The sequence below is a fragment of the Alphaproteobacteria bacterium genome (assembly GCA_017302575.1).
GTDB lineage: Bacteria > Pseudomonadota > Alphaproteobacteria > Rickettsiales > UBA3002 > JAFLDD01.
This window is the reverse complement of the sequence record JAFLDD010000001.1, coordinates 1,353,813-1,380,081: the sequence shown is the minus strand read 5'-3', so window position 1 is coordinate 1,380,081 and position 26,269 is coordinate 1,353,813. Positions and strand designations below refer to the sequence as shown.

At 51.6% G+C, this 26,269-nt stretch carries 25 protein-coding genes; 11 read left to right on the top strand and 14 right to left on the bottom strand.

The genetic code is table 11. From position 1 onward, the window contains the following. From J0M34_07110 to J0M34_07100, 3 genes are read left to right on the top strand one after another with little or no spacing between them, the layout of a single operon-like run. Complete coding sequence (locus tag J0M34_07110; protein MBN8544015.1) at positions 1 to 1,074, top strand: SAM-dependent methyltransferase; 1,074 nt, start codon at positions 1 to 3, stop codon at positions 1,072 to 1,074. Beyond that, positions 1,071 to 1,796 (top strand): peptidoglycan editing factor PgeF, encoded by a 726-nt coding sequence (gene pgeF / locus J0M34_07105; protein MBN8544014.1) that lies wholly within the window; start codon positions 1,071 to 1,073, stop codon positions 1,794 to 1,796. Before J0M34_07110 ends, pgeF begins: the two co-directional genes overlap by 4 nt. A 3-nt stretch (positions 1,797 to 1,799) precedes the next feature. Continuing rightward, positions 1,800 to 2,672 (top strand): branched-chain amino acid aminotransferase, encoded by an 873-nt coding sequence (locus J0M34_07100; GenBank protein ID MBN8544013.1) that lies wholly within the window; start codon positions 1,800 to 1,802, stop codon positions 2,670 to 2,672. On the opposite strand, the gene pgsA is transcribed toward J0M34_07100, so the two are convergent. Genes pgsA through J0M34_07085 form a run of 3 tightly spaced genes read right to left on the bottom strand, consistent with a single transcriptional unit; the run spans position 2,669 to position 5,824 of the window. Then, entirely contained in the window at positions 2,669 to 3,247 is a 579-nt protein-coding gene (pgsA, locus tag J0M34_07095; GenBank protein ID MBN8544012.1) for a CDP-diacylglycerol--glycerol-3-phosphate 3-phosphatidyltransferase, read from the bottom strand. The genes J0M34_07100 and pgsA overlap by 4 nt on opposite strands. Continuing rightward, positions 3,240 to 5,045, bottom strand: coding sequence for an excinuclease ABC subunit UvrC (uvrC, locus tag J0M34_07090; GenBank protein ID MBN8544011.1), 1,806 nt, complete (start codon positions 5,043 to 5,045; stop codon positions 3,240 to 3,242). The genes pgsA and uvrC overlap by 8 nt, the downstream gene beginning before the upstream one ends. 2 nt (positions 5,046 to 5,047) lie before the next feature. Continuing rightward, entirely contained in the window at positions 5,048 to 5,824 is a 777-nt protein-coding gene (locus J0M34_07085; protein MBN8544010.1) for an SDR family NAD(P)-dependent oxidoreductase, read from the bottom strand. Positions 5,825 to 5,838: 14 nt separating this feature from the next. Between J0M34_07085 and J0M34_07080 the strand changes: the two genes are divergently transcribed. From J0M34_07080 to J0M34_07055, 6 genes are all read left to right on the top strand, one after another. Then, positions 5,839 to 7,527, top strand: a complete 1,689-nt coding sequence (locus J0M34_07080; GenBank protein ID MBN8544009.1) for a cation:proton antiporter — start codon at positions 5,839 to 5,841, stop codon at positions 7,525 to 7,527. Positions 7,528 to 7,571: 44 nt separating this feature from the next. Further along, complete coding sequence (locus tag J0M34_07075) at positions 7,572 to 8,507, top strand: ribose-phosphate pyrophosphokinase (protein ID MBN8544008.1); 936 nt, start codon at positions 7,572 to 7,574, stop codon at positions 8,505 to 8,507. A 156-nt stretch (positions 8,508 to 8,663) separates the two neighbouring features. Continuing rightward, complete coding sequence (locus J0M34_07070; protein ID MBN8544007.1) at positions 8,664 to 9,347, top strand: 50S ribosomal protein L25/general stress protein Ctc; 684 nt, start codon at positions 8,664 to 8,666, stop codon at positions 9,345 to 9,347. Positions 9,348 to 9,350: 3 nt separating this feature from the next. After that, a complete protein-coding gene (locus J0M34_07065) occupies positions 9,351 to 9,908 on the top strand; it encodes an aminoacyl-tRNA hydrolase (GenBank protein ID MBN8544006.1) in 558 nt (185 codons plus the stop codon). Between the two features lie 116 nt (positions 9,909 to 10,024). Further along, entirely contained in the window at positions 10,025 to 11,125 is a 1,101-nt protein-coding gene (ychF, locus tag J0M34_07060; protein ID MBN8544005.1) for a redox-regulated ATPase YchF, read from the top strand. Positions 11,126 to 11,156: 31 nt separating this feature from the next. Then, the gene (locus J0M34_07055; GenBank protein ID MBN8544004.1) at positions 11,157 to 12,026 is read left to right on the top strand and encodes an FKBP-type peptidyl-prolyl cis-trans isomerase; all 870 of its coding nucleotides are present in this window, start codon (positions 11,157 to 11,159) and stop codon (positions 12,024 to 12,026) included. Positions 12,027 to 12,334: 308 nt separating this feature from the next. Here J0M34_07055 and J0M34_07050 read toward each other — a convergent pair whose 3' ends face one another. Then, positions 12,335 to 13,225: a LysR family transcriptional regulator gene (locus J0M34_07050; protein MBN8544003.1), complete on the bottom strand. Its 891-nt coding sequence runs from the start codon at positions 13,223 to 13,225 to the stop codon at positions 12,335 to 12,337. A gap of 121 nt (positions 13,226 to 13,346) precedes the next feature. Here J0M34_07050 and J0M34_07045 point away from each other — a divergent pair, with 121 nt between their 5' ends. Next, the gene (locus tag J0M34_07045; GenBank protein ID MBN8544002.1) at positions 13,347 to 14,081 is read left to right on the top strand and encodes a zeta toxin family protein; all 735 of its coding nucleotides are present in this window, start codon (positions 13,347 to 13,349) and stop codon (positions 14,079 to 14,081) included. Here the strand turns inward: J0M34_07045 and trxB are convergent. From trxB to greA, 4 genes are all read right to left on the bottom strand, one after another. Further along, positions 14,078 to 15,037, bottom strand: a complete 960-nt coding sequence (gene trxB / locus J0M34_07040; protein MBN8544001.1) for a thioredoxin-disulfide reductase — start codon at positions 15,035 to 15,037, stop codon at positions 14,078 to 14,080. The genes J0M34_07045 and trxB overlap by 4 nt on opposite strands. A gap of 78 nt (positions 15,038 to 15,115) precedes the next feature. Further along, a complete protein-coding gene (locus J0M34_07035; GenBank protein MBN8544000.1) occupies positions 15,116 to 15,718 on the bottom strand; it encodes a peroxiredoxin in 603 nt (200 codons plus the stop codon). A 112-nt stretch (positions 15,719 to 15,830) separates the two neighbouring features. Continuing rightward, complete coding sequence (locus J0M34_07030) at positions 15,831 to 16,796, bottom strand: mitochondrial fission ELM1 family protein (GenBank protein MBN8543999.1); 966 nt, start codon at positions 16,794 to 16,796, stop codon at positions 15,831 to 15,833. Next, positions 16,797 to 17,270: a transcription elongation factor GreA gene (gene greA / locus J0M34_07025; protein MBN8543998.1), complete on the bottom strand. Its 474-nt coding sequence runs from the start codon at positions 17,268 to 17,270 to the stop codon at positions 16,797 to 16,799. 140 nt (positions 17,271 to 17,410) lie between these two features. Here greA and J0M34_07020 point away from each other — a divergent pair, with 140 nt between their 5' ends. Continuing rightward, positions 17,411 to 18,058, top strand: coding sequence for a hypothetical protein (locus J0M34_07020; GenBank protein ID MBN8543997.1), 648 nt, complete (start codon positions 17,411 to 17,413; stop codon positions 18,056 to 18,058). A gap of 8 nt (positions 18,059 to 18,066) precedes the next feature. On the opposite strand, the gene carB is transcribed toward J0M34_07020, so the two are convergent. From carB to J0M34_06990, 6 genes are all read right to left on the bottom strand, one after another. Further along, complete coding sequence (gene carB / locus J0M34_07015; protein MBN8543996.1) at positions 18,067 to 21,357, bottom strand: carbamoyl-phosphate synthase large subunit; 3,291 nt, start codon at positions 21,355 to 21,357, stop codon at positions 18,067 to 18,069. Beyond that, positions 21,357 to 22,484, bottom strand: coding sequence for a glutamine-hydrolyzing carbamoyl-phosphate synthase small subunit (carA, locus tag J0M34_07010; GenBank protein MBN8543995.1), 1,128 nt, complete (start codon positions 22,482 to 22,484; stop codon positions 21,357 to 21,359). The genes carB and carA overlap by 1 nt, the downstream gene beginning before the upstream one ends. 113 nt (positions 22,485 to 22,597) lie before the next feature. Next, on the bottom strand, positions 22,598 to 23,383 hold the full coding sequence (locus J0M34_07005; GenBank protein MBN8543994.1) for a prepilin-type N-terminal cleavage/methylation domain-containing protein: 786 nt from the start codon (positions 23,381 to 23,383) through the stop codon (positions 22,598 to 22,600). Positions 23,384 to 23,394: 11 nt separating this feature from the next. Then, positions 23,395 to 24,177: a type II secretion system protein gene (locus tag J0M34_07000; GenBank protein MBN8543993.1), complete on the bottom strand. Its 783-nt coding sequence runs from the start codon at positions 24,175 to 24,177 to the stop codon at positions 23,395 to 23,397. A 15-nt stretch (positions 24,178 to 24,192) separates the two neighbouring features. Beyond that, positions 24,193 to 25,428 (bottom strand): polyhydroxyalkanoate depolymerase, encoded by a 1,236-nt coding sequence (locus J0M34_06995; GenBank protein MBN8543992.1) that lies wholly within the window; start codon positions 25,426 to 25,428, stop codon positions 24,193 to 24,195. Positions 25,429 to 25,572: 144 nt separating this feature from the next. Further along, positions 25,573 to 26,259 (bottom strand): hypothetical protein, encoded by a 687-nt coding sequence (locus tag J0M34_06990; GenBank protein ID MBN8543991.1) that lies wholly within the window; start codon positions 26,257 to 26,259, stop codon positions 25,573 to 25,575. Positions 26,260 to 26,269: the final 10 nt, after the last annotated feature.

The following is a 26,269-nucleotide window of genomic DNA, read 5'->3' as shown; positions in this document are numbered from 1 at the left end:
ATGAGTGCGCTGCTCCCCATCATTCGTGAGAAAATTGAAAATGAAGGCCCCATAAGCATCGCCGATTATATGGCGCTGGCACTTGGCCACCCAGAGCATGGCTATTACCGCAAACATAACCCCCTCGGTGCGCGCGGAGACTTCATCACCTCCCCCGAAATATCGCAAATTTTTGGTGAAATGATTGGTGTCTGGGTTGGCGAAGTGTGGCGACAGCTCGGCGGTGGCCCCGTCTCGTTGGTAGAGCTTGGGCCGGGGCGCGGCACCTTGATGGCCGATTTGTTGCGTGCGACCAAAAAAATCCCCGAATTTCATGACAGCATCACCATTCATATGATCGAGACATCGCCTGTATTGGCGCATGAGCAATATCTGACCTTGCGTAATGAGCATCGCCGTGTCGAGTGGCTCGATAGCGTCGATGAACTTCCCGAAAGCAAGACATTACTCATCGCGAATGAGTTCTTTGATGCTTTGCCCATTCGCCAATATGTCATCACCAGCGAAGGCATGTGCGAACGACGAATCTATTGGGACCATAAATCCGAATCATTACAATTCGTGCTTGGCCCACCAGGGCTGCAACTAGCCAAAAGCGGCAAAGTCATCGCAGAGGGCACGGTGATGGAGCAGTGTCCCGCCGCGCGCAACATTATGCGCACGATTGCAACACGCATTAAGGCACATCAGGGCGCGGCACTCATCATCGATTATGGCTATATGGGCGATGCACACCGCGATACGCTACAAGCAGTCAAAGCGCACCAATTCCACCCCGTGCTCAAAGAGCCAGGCGATGCCGATATCACCGCGCATGTCGACTTTACTGCGCTGATGGAACTAACGCGTGAGATGGGCGTTCCTACGTACGGACTTGAAAATCAGGGCACATTCTTGACGCGCATGGGTGCAGAAATTCGTGCAGAAATGTTGATGCGCAATGCCGATGCCGCTCAACGCGAACAAATTGCCAGCAGTTTACAGCGAATTGTTTCACCGCAGGCGATGGGCGAATTATTCAAAGTAATGGCCATTTGCTCGGACGCTAAAATCGAAGTGCCAGGGTTCCAATGAAATACAAATTTTTCACACGCGAGGGCGGGGTAAGTGAAGGGCTTTATGCTTCACTCAATTGTGGGCCCGGCAGTAAAGATAACCCCTACCATGTCGCCGAAAATCGCGCGCGTGCCGCGCGCGCATTCGGGATAGATGCAGAACAATTATTTACTCTCCACCAAATCCATTCTGCTGAAGTTGTCAACGTTATCGAATCACGTGCCGCCATTACCAGACCACAAGCCGATGCCATGGTAACCAATAGGCGTGGCGTGATGCTGGGTATTTTGACCGCCGACTGCACGCCCGTGCTGTTTTATGATGCGAAGGCACGCGTGATTGGCGCGGCCCATGCGGGCTGGAAGGGTGCGCATGGTGGCGTGCTGGAGAACACCATTCTTGCCATGAAAAAACTGGGCGCCAGCACGGCCGATATGCGCGTCATGATAGGCCCCTGCATTCAGCAAAAAAGCTATGAAATCGGCCCCGAATTTTACGAGCGCTTCGCGCCCGAATTACAAAAGAGATATTTTATACCTGCGGCTCGCGAAGAGCATTTTATGTTCGATTTGCCCGCCTATGTGCGTAGCCGCCTGATTGCTGCAGGCGTCACCACCATCGAGAATAACGGGCAAGATACCCTTACCAGTGAAAAAGAGTATTTCAGTTATCGTCGCAGCACCTTGCGTAACGAACCAGATTACGGTAGGCAACTATCAGCAATCATGCTTCAGGAATAAACTATGTCAGCACCTTCATTCGACGATCGCGATGGATTCATTTGGTTAGATGGAAAAATGGTGGAGTGGCGCGCCGCCAAAACACACGTGCTGACGCACGGTCTGCATTATGGCTCCAGCGTGTTTGAGGGCGAGCGTGCCTATGGTGGCAAGATCTTCAAGGACCGCGAGCACACGGAGCGTTTTCATCGCTCGGCGCAATTGTTGGGCTTCACCATTCCCTATTCAGTGGATGCGTTGATGGCCGCTAAGCAAGAAGTAATGAAAGTAAATAATATCGTGGATGGTTACTTCCGCCCTGTCGCGTGGCGCGGTAGCGAGATGATGGCCATTAGCGCACAAAAGAACGTCATTCATGTTGCGATTGCGGCGTGGCAATGGCCAACCATGTATAAGCAAGAAATCAAGGAAAAAGGCATTCGCTTGGCACTGGCCAACTACAAGCGTCCTTCGCCTGAAACTGCGCCGTGCGCTAGTAAAGCGGCGGGTCTTTACATGATTTGCACTATCAGCAAGCACGAAGCAGAGCGCGACGGATTCGATGACGCGCTGATGCTCGATTACCGTGGCTATTTGTGCGAGGCAACGGGCGCTAACCTGTTTCTCGTGATTAATGGCGAATTGCATACGCCAACACCAGATTGCTTCCTGAATGGCATCACGCGCCTAACGATCATCGATCTGGCACGCGCGCGTGGCATCAAGGTTGTTGAGCGTCACATGCAGCCCAGCGAGCTTGAGAACGCGCAGGAAATTTTCCTCACGGGCACGGCGGCGGAAATCACCCCAGTAGGTGAAATCGCAGGACGCAAATATACCATTGGCCCTGTGACCAAGCAGCTTATGGATGATTATAGTAAGCTCGTGCGCTCTTAGGACTTCTTGTATAACGCAAGGCTATATTGAATCGCCGATACCACACCAAGTATCGCGCCCAAGACAAGCACCATATTCCCCAACACTACTACCTGCGCGCTGCCGCCCAGATAATAATCAAAAACGGTGAACTCAGGGAAACTGAAGGTAAGGCCTGCCAAAGTGATGCCAATGGCAACCATTTGCACGGCAGTCTTGTATTTGCCTGCGCGTGAAACGGGCAGGGAGCGCTGCTGCAAACCCAAATGCTCGCGTAATCCAGAAACATAAATTTCACGCAGTACAATAACCAGTAAGGTCAACACACCGGTTACGCCATAAAGCGCAAGCGGGATAAGGATGGCAGTAATAAGCAGCTTGTCGCTAATCTGATCCAGCATCGCACCTAATTCGGATTTCACATTCCACTTACGTGCAAAATACCCGTCAAAAAAGTCGGTCGCTGCCGCGACGATAAATAGCCAGAAAATCCATTGCTTGGCCAAGGAAGGCTCATGCAGCACGAATAAAATTGGCAAGATGAGCACAATACGGGCAAGGGTGAGCGCGTTAGGGATTTGTGGTTTGCTAAGCATGAAAATACTCATAAATGGTTGCTGCTATCTTCTTAGAGATTCCGGGAACATTTTCCAACTCATTTAACGTGGCACGCTCCACATCCGCCCGCGAACCGAAATGCAATAGCAGCGCCCGCTTACGGCTCGCACCGATGTTGGGAATGTCATCCAGCGCTGATTGCGTGAGTGTTTTGCTGCGCTTCTTGCGATGTGCGCCAATCGCAAAACGGTGCGCCTCATCGCGTAGCCGCTGTAGGTAATGCAGGGTTGCGTCATTCTCTGGCAGTTGAAACGGCTCATGATCTCTGCGGAAAAACCATTCGCGCCCCGCATTGCGGTCTTCGCCTTTGGCAATCGCCACGAAAACAGGGCCTTCGATGCCCAATGATGTTGTTATCTCTAATACGGCGCTTAATTGCCCTTTTCCGCCATCAATCAGCACTAAATCAGGCAGTGTCGCCCCCTCTTTGAAGCGCCGCTTCATGACCTCGCGCATCATGCCGTAATCGTCGCCTGCAATCGTTGCGGGATCTTTAATGGTAAAGCTTCGGTAGGATTTTTTCTCAAATCCTTCAGGTGTTGCTACCACCATAACCCCCACTGCCTGCGTACCCATCACGTGGCTGTTATCATAAATCTCGATACGCTGCGGCGGCTCACGCAAGCCAAATAACTGCTGCAGGGATAGGTGATGCTTGGCAATCGAGGCGCGTTCATTCAGGTTGCGGGCAAGTGAGAGCGCTGCATTGCTGAGGGCCTGTTCAATCAACGTGCGCTTATCACCACGTTGCGGCACACGGATCGCTACGCGAATTTCGGCAAGTTGCGAAAGGGCATCTTCCATCACCGCCACATCCTCAATCTCATGGCTTAATAACAGTTCTGCAGGCGGCAAATGACGTTGGTAAAACTGTCCCAAGAAGGCGAGTAGGATTTCACTATCGCTCGCCTCTTCTTGTTTTGGAAAATACGCATGCTGTCCGAAATGCTGCCCCGCGCGGAAGAAGTACACCATTACCACGACCGCACCCCCCTCGCGATGCAGGGCGATAACATCGGCATTCTCTAGACCTACGGCGTGTAGCGCTTGTTCTTGTTGCACCTTGGTCAATGCAGCAATACGATCGCGCAGCAGCGCCGCTTTTTCATAACCCATCGCCGCGCTAGCCTGCGCCATGTCTTTGACAAGCACATCTTGTACGTCGCGGTTTTTGCCACGCAAAAAATCGGTGGCTAACGCCACTTGCTGCGCATAGCCCGCCTCATCGACATAGCCTACACAAGGCGCTGAACAGCGCTTGATTTGATATTGCAGACATGGCCGCGAGCGATTTTTGAAAATACTGTCCGAGCAGGGGCGCAGCAAAAATGCTTTTTGTAAAATCCCTAGCGTCTCGTTGACGGCGCCTGTTGATGCAAAGGGGCCAAAATATCTGCTGCCTTTTGGCGCGCTTCGGCCGCGATGTTTGCTAAGGCGCGGAAACACGTGATCGGAGAAAATGATAAACGGAAATGACTTATCGTCCTTGAGTAGAACATTATAACGTGGCTGATGTTTCTTGACTAGGCTCGCCTCAAGCAACAACGCCTCTGCCTCATTTTGCGTGGTGGTGATTTCAACGCGCTCCACCTGCGATACCATGCGCAGGATGCGTGTCGAGAGCGCACTTGCCGACGTATAATTACTCACGCGATTGGCAAGATTTTTTGCCTTACCAATATATAAAATATCCCCCGCCGCATTCAGCATGCGGTATACGCCCGAAGTATTAGGTATATCTTTGAGCGCAGCCTTAATCTGCTCAGCGCCGCGCATGACTACTCCGCCTTCATCCAGCGTTCCGCACTCAGGTGCATGCCTGAAGATAGGTAGAAAATTTGTCCCGTGATGCTTGCTGTATCCAGAATATAAGAGACAGTGCGGCACACTTCTTCGGTGCTGCTAGTGCTTTTTAGCGGGCTGACCTTCGCAAGATTACTGAAGGTGTTCTCGGTATCCATCACGCCAGGTAAGGTTGCGCCCAATGCAATGGTGTTCATACGAATGCGTGGCGCTAATGATGCGGCCAATAAATCCGTCAATGGTAGCCACGAAAGTTTGCTAGCGGCGTAGGAGAAAAATTGCGGCGAAACACTCCAGCCCATCATACCATCAGACAAGGTAATCACGTGGCCCGAAAGGGTAGGCGGTAAATGTTTAGCGAATGCTTGTGTAAGCAGTAAGGGCGAGAGCACGTTGACACGGAAATGCTCTTCCAGCACGTCGGGCTTCATGGAGTCAATCGTGTCGCGAATAAAGCGCGCAGCATTGTGAACCACAAGAGTGACGGGGCCGATGGGTAAATCATCAAATAGTTTCGTCACCACATCCACGTGCGATAAATCGCCCTGAATTACGTGGGCGCGTTGACCCAGCGCACGAATCTCGCTCGCCAGATTCTCCGCCTCATTTGCCGAAGAATGGTAATGCACAATAATATCATAGCCGCGCGATGCGAGATGCAGCGCGACTTCGCGTCCGACCCGTTTTGCCGCACCCGTAATTAATGCACAGGGTGCATATGTGGAAGTGGTTGCCATAGATAATGTGACCATGTCATAACATGGGTATGGAAACCACGCCACTGCTCAATATCATCATGTTGCTTGCTGCTGCGGTAGGCATCGTCACGGTGTTTCGCGCCCTGCGATTAAGCCCCGTGCTTGGCTACTTGGTGGCGGGGACATTGATTGGCCCTTACGGATTTAAGTGGATTGCCGATGTCGATGATATGGCGGCCATCGCCAAATTAGGCGTAGTGCTATTGCTATTCATGATCGGCCTCGAGCTGTCGTGGGACCGCCTTAAAACCATGCGCGTTAAAGTCTTTGGCATTGGTGGCGCGCAAGTGACGCTGACGGGTGCGGTGTTGAGTCTGCTCGCCACTCAGCTAGGCTTCAAAACCGACATTGCGCTGCTGGTTGGTTTTGGGTTGGCACTATCATCAACCGCGCTGGTGTTGCAGGTGTTACAAGAGCGCCGCGCCAGCTCTACCCAAACGGGCAGGCTATCACTAGCCATTCTTATTCTGCAGGATATCGCGGCAATTCCGCTTCTTATCATCGTCCCGCTCATGGCAATAGAGGGCGCAGATTTTGCGGACACACTCGCCCAAACAGCACTGCGTGCCGCCGTAGCATTAACGATCATCATTATCGTGGGTCGGTTAGTGCTTCGCCCATTATTCCGCTATATCGCAAAGTTAGATAACGGCGAATTATTTGTCGCCACCACATTGCTCGTGGTGCTGGGGATTTCTTATATATCGGAAATGAATGGGCTTTCGATGGCCTTGGGCGCATTCTTGGCAGGCATCCTAATTTCTGAAACGGAATTTCGTCATCAGGTCGAGGCGGATGTGAAGCCCTATAAGGGCCTGCTCATGGGACTATTCTTCATGACCGTGGGAATGCACATCGACATCGCATTTATTCTCGAACACGCACAAGCGGTGCTGGTATTATCAAGCGGTTTGCTACTGATTAAGGGCTCGCTTTTATACTTCATTCTGCGCCTCTTCCGTCGTAATCGCCAGACTTCGGGCCACACGGCGCTTATCATGGCACAGGGGGGTGAGTTTGGATTCATTTTATTCGGAATGGCCGCAGCCCTTGGCGTATTACCACAAGGCCAGTCACAGCTTTTACTACTAGTCATTGCGGTTACCATGGCGCTCACACCGCTACTCGATATGGTGGGCACAAAGCTGGAGCGTGAATGGCGCAAGCGTGCGCGCAGTGATGCGTTGCCACAGCTTGAAGAAGAAGCCAGTGACATGAAAGAGCATATCGTCATGGCGGGCTATGGCCGCATGGGCAGCATCTTGGCGGATGTGATGACGTATGAATCTATCCCCTTCATCGCGCTGGATGTGAACCCGCGTCACGTTACACGCGGCAGGCGTCGCCACCACCCCGTTTATTTCGGCGACGCGAGCCGACCCGACGTGCTCGAGGCCCTAGGTGTCACCCGCGCGCGCTGCATTATCATCACGTTCCACAAAATGGCCGACACAGAACGAGCGCTTCACTTATTACGAGCGGTCTATCCAGAAATCCCGATTTTTGCGCGCGCCAAAGACGAAGACGATGCCGAGAAGCTTTATAAAGCGGGTGCTACTGCCGTTATCCCTGAAATTTATGTAGGCGCGATGCGCTTGACCAGCCGCTTGCTCAAAGAGCTGAACTGGCCAGAGCCCGAAATCACTAGGGTAATGGAAACCATGCGCGCCCATACAGGTCCTGCGAATCTAGATTGATAGAGCATTGACTCTGCGCGTCCAACTCTCTATCACTCCTGCTCATGAAACTCATTGCATGTAACAGCAATCCCCAGCTTGCCGCCGAAATGGCGAAAGTGCTGGGCGTAAAGCTTACGGAAGCCTCCATCAAGCGCTTCTCGGACATGGAAATTTTCGTTGAGGTCATGGAAAACGTGCGTGGCGAGGACGTGTTCCTCATTCAGTCCACCTCGTATCCCGCCAACGACCACCTCATGGAATTGCTGATCACGCTCGACGCACTCAAGCGTGCTTCAGCGCGCCGCGTCACGGCGGTACTACCCTATTTTGGCTACGCGCGCCAAGACAGGAAACCAGGCCCCCGCACACCGATTACGGCAAAGCTCGTGGCAAATTTGATTACCGAGGCAGGCGCCGACCGCGTATTGAGTGTTGATTTGCACGCTGGCCAGATACAAGGCTTCTTTGATATTCCCGTAGACCATCTCTATGCGCGCCCTGTGATTGTTGAAGACATCAAGGAGCAGTACAAGAACCTCGATAATCTCATGATAGTCTCGCCTGATGTTGGCGGTGTGGTGCGCGCACGCTCACTCGCTAGCCGCTTGGATGTTGATCTGGCGATTGTCGATAAACGCCGCGAAGGCGCAAATAAATCAGAAGTGCTCAACATCATCGGTGATGTAGAGGGGCGTGACTGTATCCTGTTCGACGATATTGTCGATACGGCAGGAACCCTATGTAACGCCGCCGAGGCGCTTATGAAAGCGGGCGCTAAGTCGGTCGCTGCGTATATTACGCACGGTGTACTCTCAGGCCCTGCGGTTGATCGTATTGGCAAATCAGCGCTGACATCCGTTGTGGTGACCAATTCCATCGCGCAGCCAGACACGGTAAAGAACGGTAAGAAAATACGTACGCTCAGTATCGCTCCCCTTCTGGCGGAAGCTATCAAGCGCATCTCGGAAGAGACCTCTGTGTCGAGCTTGTTTGATTAGGGCGTCTGCCAGCTTATAAGTCATTGATTAGGCTGCATATTGTAAGAATGAAGATTCCCAGCCCCTAACCCCTTGCTTTAGCAAAAGAACCCTGCTATACCCGCGCCCCTAACGCAAGCAAGCGCCCAAAACCTAAGAGAAACGCTGGAGAAAACCATGAAAGCGCAAGTAGAATTTGAAGCAACACTTCGTCCCGTAGCAGGCAAAGGCACCGCACGTCAAAGCCGCCGCGAAGGTCGCGTGCCTGTCGTGGTTTACGGCAACAAGCAAGACAGCGTCAGCCTGACGGTCGATGCAAACAAAATCAGCCAGGAATATTTCCGTGGCGGTTTCATGAACAAAGTGGTTGCGCTAAAAGCAGACGGCAAAACCTTCCACGCGATCCCACGCGACATCGCGCTCAACCCAGTGTCAGACAAGATCGAACACGCAGATTTCATGCACGTGGATGAGAAATCACAAGTAAAAGTATGGGTGCCAATCCACTTCTTGAACGCTGAGAAATCAGTGGGCATTAAGCGCGGTGGTGTACTCAACGTGGTGCGTCACGATGTGGAACTGCTTTGCAATGTTAACTCGATTCCAAAATACCTCGAAGTAAACGTTGCTGAATTGAACATTGGTGACTCCGTACACATCAGCAACATCGCCCTTCCAGAAGGCGTGAAGCCAGCGATTAAGCGTGACTTCACCATTGCTTCTATCGCAGGCCGCATGGCTGAAGAAGAAGTGGCAACGGCTGCTCCGACCTCGGCAGAAGTTCCAGCAACGAACGCTGCTGCGGCGCAAGCTGCTGCTGCGGCCGCACCTGCTGCTGCTGCACCTGCCAAGAAGAAGTAAGCAATGCTTCTGATCGTAGGGCTCGGTAATCCGGGTACTTCCTACGCGCGCAATCGGCATAATATCGGTTTCATGGTGGTGGACGCGCTGGCGGACACGGCGAGCTTTTCCAAAAAATTCCATGGCGAAGCTGCTAGTATCGCGCGTGGTACTGAGAAACTGATTTTGCTCAAGCCTCAAACCTACATGAATCTTTCTGGCCAATCCGTACAGGCGGCCATGGCGTTTCATAAACTCGCCCCCGAGCAGATTATCGTGCTGCACGACGATCTGGATTTGAGCCTCGGCAAGGTCCGCATCAAGCAAGGCGGCGGCCATGGCGGACATAATGGCCTGCGTGATATCGACGAAAAGATCGGCAAAGAATATTGGCGCATTCGCATTGGCATCGCCCACCCAGGCGATAAAGACAAAGTGCATGATCACGTATTGAGCAATTTTGGTAAGGATGAAAAGCCCATCATCAACCCCGTGATTGATGCATTGGCGGATAACATTCAGCTATTTTGGGAACATTCTCCCGCCGCGCTCATGAGCAAGCTTGCACTCTTGGCAGAATAATCTATAGCCATCGTCATCTTATAAACGTTATTCGAGCGCAGGAGCGCGAGACAGCCATGAGCTGTGAAACACGCTCCATTGCGTAGGCCAGCAGGCCGGAGCAGGGAGCATTCTAAATGGGCTTCAAATGTGGTATCGTTGGACTGCCAAACGTTGGCAAATCCACCTTATTCAACGCACTCTTGTCGCAACAGGCGGCAGAGGCAGCGAACTATCCATTCTGCACGATTGAACCAAACGTGGGCCGCGTTGCCGTGCCGGATGCGCGCCTAGATGTGCTCGCCAAGATTGCTGGATCTGCAACGATTATCGGTACGCAGCTTGAGTTCGTCGATATTGCAGGACTCGTACGTGGCGCTAGTAAGGGCGAGGGATTGGGCAATCAATTCCTGAGCCATATCCGTGAGACGGACGCGATTATCTACGTACTGCGCTGCTTCGAAGATGGTGACATTACGCACGTGGAAGGCAGCATCGACCCCCTGCGTGATGCAGAGATTATCGAGCTTGAGCTAATTTTGGCGGATATGGAGTCCCTCGAAAAACGCGTCGATAATGGTGCCAAGAAAGCCAAAGGCGGCGACAAAGATGCTGCTGCTATGATTGCGTTGGCTGAGCCTATTCTCGCGCTGCTGCGCGACGGCAAGCCCGCGCGCCTCTACACGCCCAAAGATCGTGACGAAGCAAAACGCGTGAAATTACTGCAACTTCTCACCAGCAAACCCGCAATGTATGTACTCAATGTTGAGGAAGCCTCTGCTGCTGCTGGTAACGCGCTTTCCGCCAAAGCTGCGACTATGGCAAAAGAAAAGAATGCGGCGTCCGTCATTATCTCTGCGCAAATCGAAGCGGAAATGGCAGGGCTCTCAGCCGAAGAGAAATTAGAATTCCTGAAAGATCTGGGCCTCAAAGAAACGGGCCTTAATAGCATCATTCGTGAAGGCTATAAGCTGCTTGATCTTATCACCTTCTTCACCGTTGGACCCAAAGAAGCCCGCGCGTGGGATGTGCGCAAAGGCGCTCTTGCCCCTGAAGCGGCGGGTGTCATTCATACGGATTTCGAGAAGGGCTTCATTCGCGCCGAAACCATTGCCTACCAAGATTATGTGGACGGTAATGGCGAAGCGGGCGCGAAAGAAAAAGGCAAACTCCGCCTAGAAGGCAAAGAATACACCGTGCAAGACGGAGATGTTTTCCATTTCCGATTTAATGTGTAAGATGCCCGCTTCGTAGTAACGGAGCGATGCCATGATGCCTTTCCCAAAATGGATTAGTTGGATTTTTGTATGTCTGCTGGCCTATATTATTTACGTGGGCAACCAGTCGCAAAAGCCACCCGAAAGCGCCCCTAAAGAAGCCCCCGTTACTTCACAAGCAACGCAACCTAAAGACTATGAATCACTCCGCAAGCTGGTCGATGGTGATCGCTGGTATCGCGCCATTAACCCAAGCTATATCGGTGATGCCGACATTAAAGAAGTAAGTGTAGGTGAGGGTGCAGGCGTGCAGTGTGGTGACGACGTAAGCGTGCTGCTGCGTGGAACGCGTGAAGACGGCGCTAATTTCGACGCGTCGCATGATGAGTCCAAGCCCCTTGAATTCATGGTGGGTAAGGCACCTTTTGCTGCGCTCAATGAAGGTCTGATCGGAATGAAGTTGGATGGCCAACGCGTGCTCGATGCTCCAGCCAGTCAGGTTTATTCGGATCCAGAAAAACGTAACTTCAGTGAAATCAAGTTCCACCTCACCCTGAAGAAACACGTCAGCATGTCACCAGATAGCTTATCGGCAACGGCGGTAACGCTCGTAGCAGGCAACGACAAGAAAGAACCAGCGCGCTGTGGTGCAACGCTTCGTGCGGCTGTTACCATATTCAATGCGAAAGGTGAGCGCATTGCGCACACTAGCGAGCCAGTCAGCATTACTTTAGGTGCGCGAGAGCTGGCATGGGGTGTGGATGTGTTGGTGCGCGGAATGCGCATAGACGAACAGCGCCTTCTTACTTTGCCGCCAGCCTATCTCAAGCAGGCCACGAAAGCAGATGCTGCACTCACAAAATTACGACGCGCGCTTGATAGCAATGAAGTGCGTTTTGTGCAGATAGAGCGCCGCCCATAAAAAAAGCCGGGCGTTGTCACCCGGCGAGCATAACAGGGAGGCTACCCGCCCGATCGAAAAATCAGGCGACCGGGCAAGTGCCCAGTGGTGCCGAAGCACCAGTTCATCTGGCCAGAAGCCAAATGGACGGGGAACCTAGAGCAATTCACGTGCCAGTCAATCAAATTATACGGAATTCGCTAAGCGACTGATAGGGGCTGTGAAACGGGTGAAAATCTAACTAAACCATGGGTTTAGTGCACTTAAAACGGACGCTTCAGCGTCCGTTGAGGACGTAAGGGTCGCGCCGCACGCGCGCACTAAAATTACTAGAAGCCGGATTCCGCAATCTTCTGGGCGATAAAATTGCGAAACACAGCAACGCGCTTCGAATTCTTAAGCTCCACGGGGTAAATGTAATAGGTCTCGGTCGTTGGGCCTTGAATTTCAGGAAGCACACGCGCGATGTGGCGTGTTTTATACATGATATAGTCTGGCAACGGCGCAATCCCCATACCCTGTTTCACTGCCACGCGTAACGAAAATAGCGAATTCACCTTGAAGAATGGTTTAAGGCCCAGATCTTTGGCCTCTGGCAATTCATAAAGCCAATTCACCTCTTGGAAGGGGCTGGCAAAGGACGCATCAAACCCGAGCAATTTGTGATGCTTCAGGTCAGCAACGCATTTGGGTGTGCCGTACATTTGTAAATAGTCGCTGGATGCGTAGAGTGAGTTATGAAGTGTCATCAATGGCACTTGCACCAGATCAGGGTGCTTGGCAGGGTAGAAGCGAATCGCCGCGTCCGCTTCACGAATCGTCAAATCCAATTCGCGGTCCTCGCTGAGCAGCGTTACATCAATGTCGGGGTAAAGGTCGGTGAACTCCTTCATCTGTTTGGAAAGCCAGATATTCGTGAATGTCGCGGGCGCTGTTAGCTTATAAGGACCCTTCGGTTTCGTTGACGATTCCGAAAGCGCATTCTCTGTGGTTTGAAGTTTGGTCACCATGTCCGAAACGGTGCGGAATAAAATCTCGCCTTGTTCGGTAAGCATTAACCCGCGCGCATGACGGTGAAAAAGCGCGATGCCAAGCTTTTCTTCGAGCGCGGAGATTTGGCGGCTCACCGCCGATTGCGATAGGTTGAGTGACTCGCCCGCTTTGGTCAGGCTTTTACTTAAGGCGACGCTGTAAAATATCCGCAGCTTGTCCCAATCCATGAGTGCCCCTCATTGCTGCGGCGCAATATAGACAGAAGCGATTCGGTAATCAAGCGGCGAACGCCTTTCATTCTAAGCATATGTCATAAATCTTTAATATATGGCGGATAAGCTGGATTTAATGACCAATGAACTGCCCGAACAGACCCCTAAATTAATCTTCGTAGCTGGCGCGACGGGCTCGGGTAAATCACGCTTGCTTAAACACGCAAAAAAACTCTCTGGCGCACCAGACGATAGTCATGTCATCAGTTTTAATGACTTTAAGGATATCGCCACACACCATATGCCTGTGTCGCACTCAGAGAAATCGGGTGCTAATCTTCAAGGCTTTTTAGATGCGCGAGAAAAGGTATTTAGTGAGGCGTTGGACTCAGGCAAAACCATCATCTTTGAAACCCATTGTGAAAACAGGGAACAACTCGTCGACTTTGTCGGGCGCGCCAAAGAGCGCGGATATACGGTAGAGGCCTATGGCGTTATACGGGATATAGAAGGGTATCTTGAGCGCCGATTGGCCAAAGGCAAGAAGTACATAGCTGATGTGATTCCTAACCAGTTATCCTTTATCCGCAATTGGGAATATTTCCGATTATTCCCCGACAAATCTATTTGTTTTGAAGCCCATGATGGCGCTCCAAAATACGTAACACTACATGAAACCGTGCGTGATGGCGAAGATGTGCGGCTCTATCACCACGACCTGCCGCGTTGGGAAAGATTGGTGGATGGATGGAGCGAAGACTTAAGCAAGTCCGAACCCTTCTATCCAACCAGCAATGAAATACCTCACACCAGACTGGTTGAAGTAAATTCGAGAGAAGCGATGCTATCAGGCGGTAGGGGAAAATCCTAAGCTGCTTGTGAAATTGCGTGCTGATGCTCAAGGAACTTCTGCGCCTCAAGTGCAGCCATGCACCCAGTACCTGCGGCCGTCACTGCTTGGCGATAGATTTTATCCTGCACATCACCTGCTGCAAATACCCCCGCAATATTCGTTTGCGTCGTTCCTGCCTTGGTAACGAGGTAGCGGTCGCCGTCCATTTGCAATTGGTCTTTGAATAGCCATGTATTAGGCTCATGGCCAATGGCCACGAATGTACCTTGAACAGGCAGTTCAGAAATCGCCCCTGTTTTGAGGTTCTTGAGTTTAAGATGTGTCAGGTTGGGTGGATTATCCGTGCCACAGAATTCTTCCACGGCACTATCCCAAATCACCTTGATATTGGGGGTTTTGAATAATCTGTCTTGGCCAATTTTTTCAGCGCGCAGGCTATCACGACGATGCACAAGCGTTACCGACTTACAGATTTTGGATAGGAATAATGCTTCCTCCACCGCACTGTTGCCGCCGCCAATGACCGCAACATCTTTGCCTTTGAAGAAAAATCCATCACAGGTCGCGCAGGCAGAAACACCGAAATTCTGGAATTTCTTTTCTGATTCCAAACCAAGCCAGCGTGCCGATGCGCCAGTCGCGATAATCACCGTTTCGCCGTAATACGCATCGCCTGAGTCACCGACTGCGCGGAACGGACGCTTCGATAAATCCACTTCTTTGATGTAGTCGTGGAAAATGCGCGTGCCAACATGCTTGGCCTGTGCCTCCATCTGTTCCATCAGCCATGGGCCCTGAATGGCTTCAGCAAAGCCAGGGTAGTTCTCCACTTCCGTGGTAATCGTCAACTGACCGCCTGGCTGCATACCATGCACCATGATGGGCGTAAGCGCCGCGCGAGAAGCGTAGATTGCCGCTGTGCAACCTGCTGCACCAGAGCCAATAATCAGGACGGGTGTATGATGTTCAGCCATATCAGACTCCATAAGTAGGGGAGGTCAGCGCCCGACTCAGCCTACGAAACAAGCAGACTGAGTCGGGAGCGATTAAAACTAGAGCGCTTTTGCGTGCTCTTTGAGATAAGAAGCAACGCCCGCAGCATCAGCTTTCATACCAGCATCACCCTTTTTCCAGTTAGCAGGGCACACTTCGCCATGCTCTTCATGGAAGGCGAGCGCATCGATCGTGCGTAGCGTCTCATCAACATTGCGGCCAAGCGGCAGATCATTGATGAGTTGGTGGCGCACAACGCCTTTCTTGTCGATCAAGAAAGTGCCACGGAACGCAACAGCGTTGTTGAGCAATACGTCGTAGTCGCGTGCAATTGACTTGGTGATGTCCGCAACCATTGGGAAGCGAATGTTACCAATGCCGCCTTTATCAACGGGCGTATTTTTCCACGCGTAGTGGGTGTATTGTGAATCTACCGATACACCGATGAGTTCAACGCCGCGTTTTTTGAATTCTTCAATGCGGTTATCAAACGCGATGATTTCGGATGGGCACACGAAGGTAAAATCAAGCGGCCAGAAAAACAGCACGCCGTATTTACCCTTAATGTGGGTCTTCAAGTTGAAATCCGATTTGATGCTGTTATCTGGCATCACCGCGCTAGCGGTAAAATCTGGGGCTTCTTTGCCGACGAGTACACTCATGAATCACTCCTATTGGGTTGGTTGTCGCCGTTAATATATGGATACAAATTACCCACGCAACCCCCAATAACAGGGTTTTCAGGAAACAAATTTTAGTAAAATGGAAACGAAACTAGCTACGAATTTGCGGGAATCGCGTTCTGATTGCAGTGGCCACTAGCCGCGCATCATCCATAATCGTTGCGGGTTTCCACTCAAGAGAACTGGTGCTATCCAGTGGCTTAGCTAATAGCTGTTCATAAAGCGATTGGTGCAGCCGCGCATGTTTTTTGGGGATCACCTGCTCTGGCGCGAAGAGATAGACAGGCTTGCCCGAAACACAGGCCTCCGTGCACATAGAGAGCGAATCGCCCGTTGCAACCACTGCGTCGGCGCAGCCCAACAGCCCAAGATAAGGGTTGTCCTTATCCGCATCCCAGCGATGCAGAATATGCGCGCCACCCGCGAGAAGTGGTGCAATGACGTCCAATGCTTCTTTGGGCGTACGACGGCTTGTCGTCACCATCAATGTTCCCGTGGGTGCTAAATCCCGCGCGCGGGTGATGAGTTCACGCCAATCAGCCGCCCGATATTTTCCGTGTTTGGTATTACCGCCTATCGTCACCGCAACCCATGGGCGCGGCAGTTGGCGGAACTTGGGTAACCATGCCTCTTTTGCTGCTGCCAGCGTCTCTGGCGTAACGGCGTGTAGCGGTGCAATGGTGGTGAGGATATTATCGGCAGCCTTCACATCGTCATGATTGGGTACGGCCACTAAATCAAAATCACGTGCGGCACTTGACCACATCAAATACACAATGACGGTGCTTGGCGATTTCTTTTTGATGTAACGTGCAATCGGAATGGTGCGTCTGCCTGCGGTAATCACCAGCTTCGGCCATGGTGGTGCGATAGGCGCGCTGTGCGAATCATCCAGTGTGGTGAGGGACGGTGCAGTGAGTGGCAGGCGCGTCTTCCAATTAAAGGCAAGGCGTTTTAGTACAAACGGCATTCCCAACTTGCCAATGACGCCCAAGACCTGACCTGTATGCCCCGTACGATCATCCACGAGACCCCATACTGGAACAGGAGGTTCCATCTATTTGTACTGAACCTTCAACACTTCATAAAAGCGTACGCCTTTGGGCGTATTTACCTCAATGGAAGTGCCCGCTTTTTTACCAATCAGTGCCCGACCAATCGGTGCGGTGTTGGAGATCAGACCGCGTGTAATATCCGCCTCATAATCGCCAACAATTTGGTAAGTGATTTCTTCCTCGGTCTCTTCATCGACCACCGTTACGGTCGCACCGAATTTGATATGCTCGGCAGCATGCTCCACGACATCGATCACCTCAGCACGTGACAGTATCGCCGTGAGTTCCATGATGCGGCCTTCGATGAAGCTCTGCTTCTCCTTAGCGGCATGATATTCGGCATTCTCCGACAAATCGCCATGGGCGCGCGCTTCCGAAATCGCCTCAATCACCGCAGGGCGCTGCACGGTTTTGAGTTCTTTCAGTTCTTTCTCCAAACGGGCAAAACCCAGCTCGGTCATGGGAATCTTTTCCATAACATCCTGATACTTAATGATTTATGAGTAAAACGAACCCTGAATCTATCGGGTTTACTGCTGCGAGACAATAACAAACTTTCACAAAAGCGTCACACTGGAAAAGGGCAGTTTTGCTAGAATAAAAGCAGGAGAAACATATGGCCAAGCAAGAACAACTACCCAAAATCAAACCGCAGGAAAAACCGAGCTTGCTCAACCACGGGGCAGGGCAAGGCGCATTCTGGGGTGGAATAGCGGGATATTTAGCAACTATACCCATGATGCTTTCTGGAAAGGTGCGCACGGCAATTACTGCAAGTTTTGCTGTATCGGCTCTGGGTGCTGTTGTTGGTGGATTTTTAGGCAAATCAAAACAAGAGCAAGAACAAGTTGAGGGACGCGAGGTCAAAAAGCCGACTTCTTGGAATACAGGTATCATTACGGGTTTAGCTGTAGTGTCACCAATAACATTTGGTATTAGCTTTGTTAATATTCCTAAGGCGATGGCAGGAAAAGTAGGCATTGTGGGATCGCTTCTGGGTCTTACAAGCTTAGCAACAACCATCACTGGCATGGTGATCGGCAGCGGCATGCGCAAAAAAGAAATGCAGCGCGACTATAACCAAGCACTCAATCAGTTGGGCGAACAAAAAATCGCCGAAGGCATGGCCTATAAAAACGCCGCACTCTCACCACAAGAGCAGACGATTCTCGAAGGTCTCATGAATGCTCAGAAACAAGGTGGCCATGCGAGCAAGCTCGCCGAATCGCGTGAGCAAACTTCACCAGTGCAAATGAACCTCTAACGCTAAAACTACGCTGCGCTTTTCTTCTTAGCAGCTTGCGTATTCACGTATGATTGCAGTGGCGCAACGTCCAATCCCTTAGCACCCGCTTTATCAATCGCGGCAATCGCTTGAACCATAGCGCGGGCGCCTGCAATGGTGGTCGAATAAGGAATTTTACCCAAAAGCGCCGTGCGGCGAATCGAATAGGAGTCGGTAATCGCGGCCTGACCCTCGGTGGTATTAAATACCATGGCGATATTACCGTCTTTCATCATATCCACGATATGCGGGCGACCCTCGCGCACCTTATTGACGATCTCAATCGGTATGCCTTGTAGCTTCAAATACTCGCCCGTACCACGCGTGCAGACAACGCGGAAACCAAGCGTTGTAAGTTCCTGCGCAATGACCGAAGCGGCTGGCTTGTCGCCATCACGCACCGAAAGGAACACTTTGCCTTCCTTAGGCAAGGTGCTGCCCGCACCAATGAAGCCCTTGGCAAATGCCGCAGCAAAATTCGTGTGCAGACCCATGGTCTCACCCGTTGATTTCATTTCAGGCCCTAAAATCGTATCCACGCCTGGGAAGCGCGCGAATGGGAACACCACTTCCTTCACCGCAACGTGTTTGAGATTTTTCATCAAGGTCGTGTCGTCTGGCAAATCAAAGCTCGCCAGTGACTCACCCGCCATGAGGCGTGACGCGATTTTCGCAATCTGAATGCCCGTTGCTTTGGCAACGAACGGCACGGTGCGCGAGGCGCGTGGATTCACTTCGAGGATATAAATATTGCCCTGCTGTACGGCAAACTGCACGTTCATCAGGCCTTTCACGCCCAACGCACCCGCAAGCGCAATCGTTTGCTTGCGCACTTCGTCGATAATATTATCGGGCAATGAATAAGGCGGCAATGAACACGCCGAATCGCCGGAGTGAATGCCCGCTTCTTCAATATGTTCCATGATGCCAGGGACAAAGAAATCCTTGCCGTCGCTCAAGCAATCCACATCGAGCTCAATCGCGTCCTGCAAATAGCCATCCAGCAGAATTGGTCCATCACCAAACAGAGCTAAGAGCTCCGCCGTATAATTTTTTAATTCGACCGAGCCATGAATAATGCGCATCGCGCGGCCACCAAGAACATAAGACGGGCGCACCACTACAGGGTAGCCAATGGCTTCTGCAGCCGGCACCACTTCTTCAACCGTTTTACAAATCGCATTCTTCGGCTGCTTCAATTTCAATTTGTGCAGCAATTTTTGGAAACGCTCGCGGTCTTCGGCAAGGTCAATGCAATCGACTGACGTACCGATAATCGGAATGCCCGCTTCTTCGAGTGCGTGGCCGAGCTTGAGTGGCGTTTGTCCGCCGAACTGCAAAATCACACCCACGAGCGTGCCGTTCGTTTTTTCTTTCTCGATAATTTCAATCACATCTTCTGCCGTGAGTGGCTCGAAGTACAAGCGATCTGAGGTGTCATAATCCGTTGAAACCGTTTCAGGGTTACAGTTGATCATGATGGTTTCATAGCCCGCGTCTTTGAGGGCATAGGCCGCGTGTACGCAGCAATAATCAAACTCAATACCTTGGCCAATACGGTTCGGCCCACCACCTAAGATAACGATTTTTTTGCGGTCACTTGGGCGTGATTCGCAGAACGCGGCCTCACCATGACCTTCATAGCAGCTATACATGTACGGCGTGGGTGATTCGAATTCCGCCGCACACGTATCGACGCGCTTGAACACAGGGCGCACGTTATGTTTGTGGCGCGCCTTGCGAATATCTTTCTCGGTTTTCTTGGTGAGGGCAGCAAGCTGCTTATCGCTGAAACCAAGTTTTTTGAGTGCGTGTAACGATGGCGCATCGCTTGGCAAACCATTCGCTTTCACCCACATTTCGGCATCAATAATTTTCTTCAGTTCGCGAATGAACCATGGGTCATATTTCGTAAGCGTGTGAATTTCATCCACACTCATGCCGAAGCGCAAGGCTTGGCCGATTTTGAGAAGTCTATCGGGCGCAGCAACGGTAAGCGCCGAGCGCACAGCATCTAGGTTTTCTGCGCTTACGCCTTCAATCTCCACCGCATTTAATCCCGTGAGTCCCGTCTCGAGCGAACGGAAGGCTTTTTGCAACGATTCCGCAAAACTACGACCAATCGCCATCGCTTCACCGACTGATTTCATGGCGGTCGTCAGCGTCGTGTCCGTGCCGGGGAATTTCTCGAACGTAAAGCGCGGAATTTTCGTCACCACATAATCAATCGTCGGTTCAAAGCTCGCAGGCGTTGCCTTGGTAATGTCGTTGATGACTTCATCAAGCGTATAGCCCAATGCCAATTTCGCTGCCACCTTCGCAATTGGGAAGCCCGTGGCTTTCGATGCCAATGCGGAGGAACGCGACACGCGTGGGTTCATCTCAATCACCACCATGCGCCCGTCTTTCGGGTTCACGGCGAATTGCACGTTCGAGCCGCCCGTATCCACGCCAATCTCGCGCAGCACGGCAATCGAAGCGTCGCGCATGATCTGATATTCTTTGTCGGTGAGCGTGAGGGCAGGGGCAACGGTGATGGAGTCACCGGTATGCACGCCCATCGGGTCGATATTCTCAATGGAGCAGATGATGATGCAGTTATCCGCCTTGTCGCGCACCACTTCCATCTCATACTCTTTCCAGCCGAGTACGGATTCATCAATCATCACTTCACCCACCGGCGAAGCGTCCAAGCCTGAAGCGACAATCGCTTCGAATTCTTCACGGTTATAGGCAATACCGCCGCCCGAACCACCCATGGTGAAGGACGGGCGGATGACAGCAGGCAGGCCCGTATCCGCCAGTGCGGCGCGCGCCTCTTCCATGGTTTTTACGACATGGTTTTTGGGAACTTCTAAACCAATGCGCGCCATAGCTTGGCCGAATAACAAGCGGTCTTCCGCTTTGTTGATGGATTCGAGTTTTGCGCCAATCAACTCGACATTATATTTCTCAAGCACGCCGCTTTCTGCGAGTGCCTTCGCACAATTCAGCGCCGTTTGCCCGCCCATGGTGGGTAGCAACACGTCTGGCTTTTCTTTCGCAATAATTTTTTCGACATATTCCGGCGTGATGGGTTCGATATAGGTCGCGTCTGCCAAGTCAGGGTCAGTCATAATGGTGGCAGGGTTGCTATTCACCAGAATCACGCGGTAGCCTTCGGCCTTCAGCGTTTTCACCGCTTGCGTGCCCGAATAGTCAAACTCGCAGGCTTGGCCAATCACAATCGGCCCCGCGCCAATAATCAGAATGCTTTTTATGTCCGTACGTTTAGGCATTACGCAGCCCTCTTTTTCTGTGAGGCCATGAGTTCGGCGAATTGTTTGAACAGCGGCAACCAATCATGCGGGCCGGGGGATGCCTCGGGGTGGCCTTGCACCGAGAAGCACATGCCGTCTTTGGTGGCGATGCCTTGAATCGTGCCATCAAACAACGAACGGTGTGTGACCTCGACATTAGCGGGCAAGCCCTTATCGCTCACGCAGAAGCCGTGGTTCTGCGAAGTAATGGCAACCTTGTTCGTTTTCAAATCTTTGACAGGGTGGTTCGCCCCGCGATGGCCTTGTTTCATTTTCTCGGTTTTCGCGCCGAGTGCGAGGCCGAGCATTTGATGCCCGAGGCAAATACCAAACAGCGGCACGTTCGCGGCAATGATTTTTTGAATCACGGGCAGGGAATATTGCGCCGTGGCGGAAGGGTCGCCAGGGCCATTGCTTAAGAACACACCGTCTGGCTTCAGTGCTAAAATCTCTTCTGCGGTGGTGGTCGCTGGAACAACCGTCAGCCTGCAATCTTGCGAAGCAAGGCAACGAAGGATGTTGAGTTTCTCACCATAATCAATCGCCACCACATGGTGCGCACCATTGCCGATTTCTGTGTAGCCTTTGCCCAGCGCCCAGCGCTGCTTGCGCCATTCATATTGCGCAGGGGTCGTCACATGCGCGGCGAGCTCTAGGCCATTCATATCGGGCGCAGCGTCGAGTGCGGCTTGTAATTTCTTCTGGTCGATTTTGCCATCTTTGAAAAAACCAATCGCGCAATTTTGTGCGCCGTTTTTGCGGATATGCGCGGTGAGTGCACGCGTATCCACGCCGCAAATGCCCGTGATGCCGTTATTGATGAGCCAATCAGTGAGGTGCACATTGGCGCGGAAGCTGGAAGGGTCGGTGATGTTCTCGCGCAGAATTAACCCTGCGGCGTAGGGCTTTGCCGCCTCGATATCCTCGCCATTGCAGCCGACATTGCCAATATGCGGAAAGGTGAAGGTAATGATTTGACCGGTGTATGATGGGTCGGTGAGGATTTCCTGATACCCCGTCATCGCGGTGTTGAAGCAGATTTCACCCGCTGTAATACCATGTGCGCCAACGCCAAACCCTGAAAACACTGTCCCATCCGCGAGCATGAGCGCGGCATTGGGGGCAGTGGCGAAGGTCTGAGCCATCAGTAAAACTCCAATAAACGGGTAAACGGCTGTTACTTACGGGCTCACGCCCTGCCAGTCAAGCGGCAATGTGGTTAAAATGCTTTTGTGAAATTCAAGGCACATTGGGGCGTAGAATCGGTCAAACGATAGCTTGCGACCAGATCGAGCTCCGAATGCGTACCATCATCAGCCGCGCTACATAAGTTATTCCAATACATGGCGATTATTCTTCCAGTGGCGGGCTTACCGTCATCCATCTTCGTATCGATATTCCATGCTTCTTCTGGTTTTAATAGCGCAGTATGCGACGCGCCTGTTGCTGAAGCAGCCCCAAAGCGAAGATGGTTAAGATATTCGCCAGCATAGAAAGTGGTGTTGCCAACAAAGGGAGAGACAGAGGTGACTACCGTCCATCCGCCACTTCCCAGTTTACTCGATGGGCCATTTGTACCGATGATGGTGTGGTTTGCACCGCCGCTACCAGCAAGACCCGTATAAGTACCCTCTATTAGACCCGCCAAGGAGAGTTGTTTCCAGAATTGGAAACGCTCACCCGTTAAGCCCGCGCCGGCAGCATCGGTAATCGCGCCATCGCCGTTTCCATTACAGGTGCCAGGCGTGGCTGCGCTGCCGCTATGAGCGTTACAGTCTGTCGCGTTCTTACCCCAGAAACTAGTTGCGCTGCTCATATCGCCGGGAATCGCAAAGTACTTATCGCGGAAGGTATTCACGGCAGCAGCGTAGCGCTGATATTCTGTGCTTACAGCGCGCAGCTCGGATGCACGAATGAGCGACTGACCCGCGAGGATACCACCTGTCAGCAATCCGAGGATGACAAGGACAATCGAGAGTTCAACCAACGAGAAACCACGATTCATATCTAACAATTCTATAAATTGGTTAGCAGTAAAGGACACCCAAGCGCGGTCTGAACTAAATCATAGACTGAAGTGCTTGGCACGTCTGTGGTAGTGCAATTTAATCGAAAACTGGACTTTAAAGTTCGTATTTTACCTATAGCTGGCAGACCATCATCCATCTTGGTGTCGATGTTCCAAGCTTCTTCGGCTTTAAGAACACCAACGTTAGCAACGTTCGAAGTGTGTTGTCCACCTAGGTACAGAGTGTTGCCATAGCTGCCAGCAAATGGTGAGTTGGTGCCATCTTGTACCCCAAGCCACATCGCGCCGTATCCAGCGTTTGATAGTTTGCTGCGCGGCGCGTTGTTAGAACTGAACTCTACATGCTGCCCGCCACCGCTTCCGGCTAGGCCAGAGTAGGAGCCCTCAATCAGTCCCGATAAAGCCAGATGACGCCAAAATTGGTGCATATCGCCTGACTGGCCAGCACCGCCAGCACTGTTGATACTTCCATCGCCACCACCATCACAAGCCCCTGGTGAACCTGCTACTCCGAGGCCATGAGTGCTTACACAATCCGCATTCGTATTAAGGCGATTCCAGAATCTGGTTGCGCCATTAAAATCTCCTGGAATCGCAAAATACTTATCGCGAAAAGTTTGTACTGCAGCAGCGTAGCGCTGATATTCTGTGCTTACAGCGCGCAGCTCACTTGCGCGGATGAGTGATTGTCCCGCGAGAATACCACCTGTCAGCAATCCGAGGATGACAAGGACAATCGAAAGCTCAACGAGTGAAAAACCGCGCTGCATGGCGCGGATTATAATCTACGAATGTTTCTCAATCCAGCCTGTAATAACAGGGCGGACCTGCTCGCGCCATTTGCGGCCATTGAAGATACCATAGTGACCCACTTGTGGTGCCATATGGTATTTTTTCTTCGCATCCGAAAGATTCTTGGTGACCTCGAGTGCGGCTTTAGTCTGGCCAAGGCCCGAAATATCATCCAGCTCACCTTCAATCGCCAAGATAGCGGTTTTGGTAATCGCATCGGGGCGCACGCGTTGGTCATAATGCATCAACTTGCCATCCGGCAGCGAATGTTTGTGGAATACTTCCTCAATGGTCTGCAAGTAATATTCCGCAGGCAAATCGGCCACTGCGAGATACTCATTATAGAAGTCACGATGCGATTGCGCCTTCTCACCGTCTCCTTGTACGAGATGATTGAAAAGATCAACATGTGCGTCTTTATGACGCTCGAAGTTCATGCTCATAAAGCCAGCAAGCTGTAAGAAGCCTGGGTAAACACGGCGTGCAAAGCCTGGGTAATTGAGCGGCACGCGTGTGATCACATTGCTCTCGAACCACGAAATAGAATGTTCTTTGCTGAACTGATTCACCTTCGTTGGCGCTTTACGTGTATCCACTGGACCACCCATCAACGTCATCGTTTTAGGTGTGCAGGGGTCTTTGGTCTGGTTCATCAACGCAACGGCTGCCATGAGTGGCACAGAAGGTTGGCACACCGCCATGGTGTGAATGCCAGGGCCAATATGGCGCATAAATTCGAGCAGATAGTCGATATAGGTATTAAGCGTGAATTCACCCTTAAAGAGTGGCACTTCACGACCATCCAACCAATCGGTGATGTAGACATCATGATGCGGTAACAGTGCTTCAACTGTACCGCGCAGAAGCGTTGCATGGTGACCCGACATAGGCGCAACCAAAAGCAGCTTCGAACTTTTTTGTTTCGTATCGCGCTTAAAGCGCACGAGTTTACAGAATGCTTTCTCAAGCAATACTTCTTCCCACACGTCTACTTTTTTACCAGCAATCTCGGTCGTGGTGATGCCGAACTCTGGCTTAGGGTAAGACTGGGTGATGCGTTCAATCAACTCACCCGTTGCCGCCATGTGACGACCAAGACCCGTATAGGAAAGCGGGTGCAGGGGGTTTGAGAACATGTGTTTGGTGGCGTTGGCCATCATGCGCATAGGCGCAAGCGAGGCATGATGCATTTCTTTTAAATGATACAGGCCTGTGTTTTCGAAAATCATACTACCTCGTGGTCTAGCATTGTTGTTTTTGAGTCTTCAGAATAGCACCGATATCTGAAGAAACGGTTAAGCCACTTGCCTAGCAATAGTAGTTACGCATAAAACTACTACAAGATTTAGTATGTGGCTAGAAAAAACAGCATCTTAACGGTGTCGAGCCACATTACGCGCCAATACCTCACTCAGGAAGGCCATGGACACTGACGTGCACACCAACCATAAAACCATGGTGCCCATACCTGTGCGGGCGCAGACATTAGCATCCATCATCCGCAAGAATACTGCAAACATGAAGAGCACCGAAGCCTGAATGAAGAGCAACGTGCCAGGTTTGTTATGCGCATGCAGGTGCGCCGAGAAAATGACCAGCACCAACAAGATGGGTAGATAAAAAACAGCACCATTCATCTCGCGTGGGTTATGCAATTCGATGTTAATGTAATTCACCACAATAAACGTAAGTACGCCTAACAGCACATGCTTCCATCGCAGACCAATCACGTAACGAATGAAAATCGTGAAGAAGCCAAATACATAGGCCATGATAATAGCAACCTGTGTCCACAAGGTGGGTACGGATCGGAAGAAATAATTATAAACGCCCAAGATACCAATTGCCGCAATAGCCCACGCTACGGCATGCACCGCTTCTGCGGCCGCGAAACCATCACGACGGAAAATAAGATAGCGGCGATAGGTGTAAAGCCCAGCCAGCACAAAAGAAAGATTAGCCAACACATAAACAGGCATAGCCCACGTTACGTGATGACCCTTCACGCAGTAGGAACCCAAAATCATATTCAGCAATGATTCACTGAGCGCAGGATCCATAATGTAGGAA

Bases quoted from the DNA above. Each gene is read 5' to 3' on its own strand.
- J0M34_07055 (MBN8544004.1), top strand. From the start codon at position 11,157: ATGATGCCTTTCCCAAAATGGATTAGTTGGATTTTTGTATGTCTGCTG.
- greA (MBN8543998.1), bottom strand. From the start codon at position 17,270: ATGGAAAAGATTCCCATGACCGAGCTGGGTTTTGCCCGTTTGGAGAAA.
- J0M34_07035 (MBN8544000.1), bottom strand. From the start codon at position 15,718: ATGAGTGTACTCGTCGGCAAAGAAGCCCCAGATTTTACCGCTAGCGCG.
- J0M34_07005 (MBN8543994.1), bottom strand. From the start codon at position 23,383: ATGAATCGTGGTTTCTCGTTGGTTGAACTCTCGATTGTCCTTGTCATC.
- J0M34_07080 (MBN8544009.1), top strand. From the start codon at position 5,839: ATGGAAACCACGCCACTGCTCAATATCATCATGTTGCTTGCTGCTGCG.
- J0M34_07085 (MBN8544010.1), bottom strand. From the start codon at position 5,824: ATGGTCACATTATCTATGGCAACCACTTCCACATATGCACCCTGTGCA.
- J0M34_06995 (MBN8543992.1), bottom strand. From the start codon at position 25,428: ATGATTTTCGAAAACACAGGCCTGTATCATTTAAAAGAAATGCATCAT.
- J0M34_07075 (MBN8544008.1), top strand. From the start codon at position 7,572: ATGAAACTCATTGCATGTAACAGCAATCCCCAGCTTGCCGCCGAAATG.
- J0M34_07030 (MBN8543999.1), bottom strand. From the start codon at position 16,796: ATGGAACCTCCTGTTCCAGTATGGGGTCTCGTGGATGATCGTACGGGG.
- pgsA (MBN8544012.1), bottom strand. From the start codon at position 3,247: ATGCTTAGCAAACCACAAATCCCTAACGCGCTCACCCTTGCCCGTATT.
- J0M34_07100 (MBN8544013.1), top strand. From the start codon at position 1,800: ATGTCAGCACCTTCATTCGACGATCGCGATGGATTCATTTGGTTAGAT.
- J0M34_07070 (MBN8544007.1), top strand. From the start codon at position 8,664: ATGAAAGCGCAAGTAGAATTTGAAGCAACACTTCGTCCCGTAGCAGGC.
- J0M34_07110 (MBN8544015.1), top strand. From the start codon at position 1: ATGAGTGCGCTGCTCCCCATCATTCGTGAGAAAATTGAAAATGAAGGC.
- J0M34_07020 (MBN8543997.1), top strand. From the start codon at position 17,411: ATGGCCAAGCAAGAACAACTACCCAAAATCAAACCGCAGGAAAAACCG.
- J0M34_06990 (MBN8543991.1), bottom strand. From the start codon at position 26,259: ATGGATCCTGCGCTCAGTGAATCATTGCTGAATATGATTTTGGGTTCC.
- trxB (MBN8544001.1), bottom strand. From the start codon at position 15,037: ATGGCTGAACATCATACACCCGTCCTGATTATTGGCTCTGGTGCAGCA.
- ychF (MBN8544005.1), top strand. From the start codon at position 10,025: ATGGGCTTCAAATGTGGTATCGTTGGACTGCCAAACGTTGGCAAATCC.
- carA (MBN8543995.1), bottom strand. From the start codon at position 22,484: ATGCTCGCGGATGGGACAGTGTTTTCAGGGTTTGGCGTTGGCGCACAT.
- pgeF (MBN8544014.1), top strand. From the start codon at position 1,071: ATGAAATACAAATTTTTCACACGCGAGGGCGGGGTAAGTGAAGGGCTT.
- J0M34_07065 (MBN8544006.1), top strand. From the start codon at position 9,351: ATGCTTCTGATCGTAGGGCTCGGTAATCCGGGTACTTCCTACGCGCGC.
- carB (MBN8543996.1), bottom strand. From the start codon at position 21,357: ATGCCTAAACGTACGGACATAAAAAGCATTCTGATTATTGGCGCGGGG.
- uvrC (MBN8544011.1), bottom strand. From the start codon at position 5,045: ATGCGCGGCGCTGAGCAGATTAAGGCTGCGCTCAAAGATATACCTAAT.
- J0M34_07050 (MBN8544003.1), bottom strand. From the start codon at position 13,225: ATGGATTGGGACAAGCTGCGGATATTTTACAGCGTCGCCTTAAGTAAA.
- J0M34_07000 (MBN8543993.1), bottom strand. From the start codon at position 24,177: ATGCAGCGCGGTTTTTCACTCGTTGAGCTTTCGATTGTCCTTGTCATC.
- J0M34_07045 (MBN8544002.1), top strand. From the start codon at position 13,347: ATGACCAATGAACTGCCCGAACAGACCCCTAAATTAATCTTCGTAGCT.